We start from the raw sequence: 4,390 nt of genomic DNA, 5'->3' as shown, positions 1-4,390 counted from the left end.
AGGCAGGTACAATTGTCCAGGGCGGCAGCACAATCACTCAACAGGTAACCAAGTCCTTGCTGCTGACGCCCGAGCGCAGCCTTACCCGCAAGTTGAGGGAGGCAATTCTTGCCTACAGAATCGAGAAGAATCTGTCCAAGGACGAAATTCTCTACCTCTATCTCAACCAGATCTATCTGGGACATGGCGCCTATGGCGTTGAAGCTGCGGCAGAAAACTATTTCGCCAAGAAGGTGAGCGAGCTGAATCTTGCCGAGTGCGCTATGCTTGCTGGTCTGCCCCAGGCCCCCAGCAGATACTCGCCTTACAGCCACCCCGAAAGAGCAAGGGAGCGGCAGGTCTACGTCTTGAACCGCATGGTGGAAAATGACTACATCACCCCGGAGCAAGCAGCAGAGGCCATGGCCACCCCCATAGAGATCAAGAAGCGCTCCAACTGGAATCTGGGAGGAGTGCCGTACTTTACCGAGCATGTCAGGCGGTATCTGGAGAAAAAGTATGGCCGCGAGATGCTCTACCGGCAGGGTCTGCAAGTATACACCACGGTGAATCTCGAGTTTCAGAAGGCTGCCCAGCAAGCCCTGAGAAAAGGTTTGCGGCAGCTGGACAAGCGGCAGGGCTACCGTGGCCCTCTGGCCCACCTGGCGGTGGAGGATATAGAGACCTTCATTCAGGACCTGAAGGCGAGCAAGGACTATCGTGCCCCCCGGGCGAAGGACATTGTCAAAGGAGTGGTGGTGGCTGTGTCCCGGGCGGATAAGATGGTGAAGGTTCGCTTCAGTGAGGGTGTGGGCATTCTGCCTCTGAAAGAAATGGCCTGGGCCAGAAAACCGGATCCTGAAATCGCCTATGGCACAGTGAAGGTTAGAGATCCAGGCAAAGTTCTCAGGGTGGGGGATGTGATTCTGGTACGTTTGCTGGAGCAGGACGAGGCTTCCGGCACCTGGAAGCTGGCCCTGGAGCAGGAACCTGAAGTGCAGGGAGCTTTGCTGTGCCTGGAAAATGACACTGGTCATGTGAAGGCAATGGTGGGGGGATATCAATTCGACAAGAGTCAATTCAACCGGGCGATTCAGTCGCGGCGTCAACCAGGATCGGCGTTCAAGCCAATTATCTATGCAGCAGCTCTGGACAAGGGCTACACTCCTGCCACCATTATCATCGACTCTCCCATTATATACAGTGACGAACAGATGGACTGGACCTGGAAGCCCAAGAACTACAAGGAAAAATTCTACGGGCCCACGCTTTTCCGCACAGCACTGATCAAATCTCGCAACGTGGTGACCATCAAGATTCTCCGGGATATCGGCATCGACTATGCAATTGACTATGCCAGGCGTCTTGGGATATCTGCTCCCTTGAGCCGTGACCTGTCCCTGGCTCTCGGCTCTTCGGGAATATCACTGCTGGAACTCACCAAGGCCTATTCCGTATTCGCCAACCAGGGAGAGCTGGTGGAGCCTGTTTTCATCACGAAAATCCTGGATCGCAACGGCGAGGTCCTGGAAGAAAACAAGGTGAAGAAGAAACGGGTGCTCGGCACGGACACTGCCTGCATAATGACTCATCTGCTCCAAGAGGTGGTAAAATACGGTACTGGCTGGCGGGCCAGGGCTCTGGGGCGGCCCTCCGCCGGCAAAACAGGAACCACCAACAACCAGCAGGACGCCTGGTATATAGGCTTTACTCCCTCTTATGTGACCGGCGTCTGGGTGGGCTTCGACGATGAGCGGAAACTGGGTAAATACGAGACTGGCTCTCGGGCAGCCTCGCCGGCAGCCTCGCCCATCTGGGTAAACTATACTCGCACTATTCTGAAAGGGCGGCCGGTGAAGGATTTTCCTGTTGCCGAAAACGTGGTTTTTGCAAGAATCGACGCCAAGACCGGGCTTCTAGCCAAAGCCGGCGATCCAAATGCCGTGTTCGAACCTTTCAAACAGGGCACTGCCCCAACAAAATTCAGCAGGCAAACCACGCCCTCCTTCGATCAATTTTTCAAGGCCGACCTGGAAGCAGAATCGCATTGACACGGATGACTCTGGCACACTGCAAAGACGACGGACCGTCCTGCCGGGTGCTTGGCGACTGCTGTGGCGCTATGTGGGCCATTCCTCTGCTGGAGGAGCTCCTGGCAAAGTCTGTCTTCCTGAGCTCACGGCCACAAAGCCGCTGAAGCGGTTCCCTCCAGGTTTTTAATGCGCTGCTATGCCATAAGGTTGAGGAGTTATGGAAGCGATCTTTGGAAAGCACGGATTGCTGGCCGGCCAGATGGCAGACTTTGAGTACCGCCCCATGCAGGCACGCATGGCGGGGGAAGTACAGGCTGCCATTGCAGAAAACAGCACGGTGATAATCGAGGCTGGCACCGGTACGGGCAAGACGCTGGCCTACCTGGCGCCAGCAGTGCTCAGCGGCAGGAAGACGGTGGTGTCCACCGGTACCATTACCCTGCAGGACCAGCTGCTGGAAAAAGACATCCCCCTGCTTTCGAAAGTTCTGGGGCGTGAGCTCCGGGCAGTATGTGTGAAGGGACGAAAAAACTACCTCTGCCTCTATAGATTCCACCGCTGGCTGCGGCAGCCCGAACTGCTGCCTGAGGTGGAGCGCTCGAGCTGCGACAGGCTGGTTTCCTGGGTGCAGAGCAGCCAGACAGGCGATCGAACAGAACTGGATTGGCTGCCAGAAGAGTTTGCCGGCTGGGAGCAGCTGACGGCCAGTACAGAGCAGTGTCTGGGACAGAAATGTGAATATTTCAGCGACTGTTTTCTGACTCGCTTGCGGCAGGCAGCAGCGGTAGCAGATCTGGTGATAGTAAATCACCATTTATTTTTTGCAGATCTGGCTGTGCGGGCAGGGGGCTATGGGCAGGTACTGCCCAGTTGTGAGGTGACGATTTTCGACGAGGCCCACCTGGTGGAGGAAATAGCAGCACAGTATTTCAGCTGCCAGATGAGCAGCCACCGCCTGGCAGAACTATTGCGGGATATAGCTTTCGAGCTTAACTCCATCGGTCATAAAGGGCTTGCTCTTCGCAGATCATTGCAGGCCATCTCTGAAGTGGCTGCTAACTTTTTTCAGCTGTTTCCAGCCGCTGCCAACAGGCAGCGGATCAACAGCGAAGCACTCGGCCCCCAGCTGCGGCGGTCGTGGTCGGACCTTGCTTCCGTATTGCAAGAGCTGGCAGCAAGATTGTTTCAAATTCATAATCTTGGCGAAGGGTTGCTGGCATGCCACGACCGCTGTCTGAGGCTCGGCGAATCTCTGGCATTTGTCATGGAGCAGAAGGACAAGGACCACGTCTACTGGTATGAACGCAGGGCACGGGGTACCTTCCTGTGGGCTTCTCCCATCGTGGTGGCGCCCATTCTGGAGGAGCACCTTTTTTGCCAAAAAAAGCCATATATTTTTACTTCTGCCACCCTGGCTGTAGCTCAGCAGTTGCGATACTTCAGCGACAGGCTGGGGCTGGCCCCCGAAACCACCGGGCTGGTGCTCGACACTCCTTTCTCATACGACGAGCAGGCGCTGCTTTACCTGCCGAAGCATTTGCCATTGCCAGAGTCAAAGGATTTCATCGCTGCAGCGGCACTGGAGATAGAAGCCCTGCTGGACATAAGCGGCGGCAGCGCCTTTGTTCTCTTTACCAGCTTTCGCAATCTCAGGGAGGTGCAGGCGCGCCTGGCAGCACTCGACCGCTTTCAACTCCTGGTGCAGGGGGAGCAGCCCAAGGCAGCTCTGCTGCGCAGATTTCGGCGGGAGACAGGTTCCGTACTTCTGGGCACTGCTTCGTTCTGGCAGGGGGTGGACATGCCGGGAGAGACTCTGAAGTGCGTCATCATTGATAAACTTCCCTTTGCAGTTCCAGATGATCCTCTGGTTGCTGCCAGAGTCGAAAAAATTAATGCCAATGGTGGAAACGCTTTCTGGGAGTATCAGGTGCCGAGTGCGGTGCTCACCCTGAGGCAGGGCCTCGGGCGTCTCATCCGAAGAAGGACTGACAGAGGCATAATGGCCATCCTGGACAGCCGCCTGTTCAGCAGGTCGTACGGCAGGATATTCCTCAGAAGTTTGCCCGACTGCAGGATCACCCACCAGCGGCAGGACATTGTCCGCTTTCTGGCGAAAAATTAGCAAAAGCAAGGGATGCTTGCTGGCAGGCCTTTCACGAGTGGCCTGGCTGCGAAAAAGTCTTGCCCTGCGCGGCTGCCTTTTTTTCAAGGTGAGAGATGAGGTCTTTGACAAGCTCATTGTGGGGTGCCAACTGGCTGGCGCGATAGAGGCAGGCCATTGCCTGATCCCAGCATTCGTTCACCTCATACAACCGGCCCAGGGTGATCCACAGGCGAAGGTCTGCAGGGCGGCGGCGCAATTTTCTCTTCACCAGAAA

The 4,390-nt window shown here is 56.0% G+C and carries 3 protein-coding genes; 2 read left to right on the top strand and 1 reads right to left on the bottom strand.

Going from position 1 to position 4,390, the window contains the following annotated elements; translation table 11 throughout:
- Window positions 1–2,030 (top strand): PBP1A family penicillin-binding protein (locus tag JRI89_17580; GenBank protein MBW2073043.1); only part of this gene is annotated, 2,030 nt, incomplete at its 5' end.
- A 199-nt stretch (window positions 2,031–2,229) separates the two neighbouring features.
- Complete coding sequence (locus tag JRI89_17575) at window positions 2,230–4,134, top strand: ATP-dependent DNA helicase (GenBank protein ID MBW2073042.1); 1,905 nt, start codon at window positions 2,230–2,232, stop codon at window positions 4,132–4,134.
- A 31-nt stretch (window positions 4,135–4,165) separates the two neighbouring features.
- On the opposite strand, the gene JRI89_17570 is transcribed toward JRI89_17575, so the two are convergent.
- The coding region (locus JRI89_17570) for a hypothetical protein (GenBank protein MBW2073041.1) at window positions 4,166–4,390 on the bottom strand (225 nt) is incomplete at its 5' end.

It is taken from the genome of Deltaproteobacteria bacterium (assembly GCA_019309045.1).
Taxonomy (GTDB): Bacteria; Desulfobacterota; Syntrophobacteria; order BM002; family BM002; genus JAFDGZ01.
This window is presented reverse-complemented; position numbering and strand designations above follow the sequence as displayed.

Coding starts and splice junctions, on each gene's coding strand:
- JRI89_17575 (MBW2073042.1), top strand. CDS start 2,230: ATGGAAGCGATCTTTGGAAAGCACGGATTGCTGGCCGGCCAGATGGCA.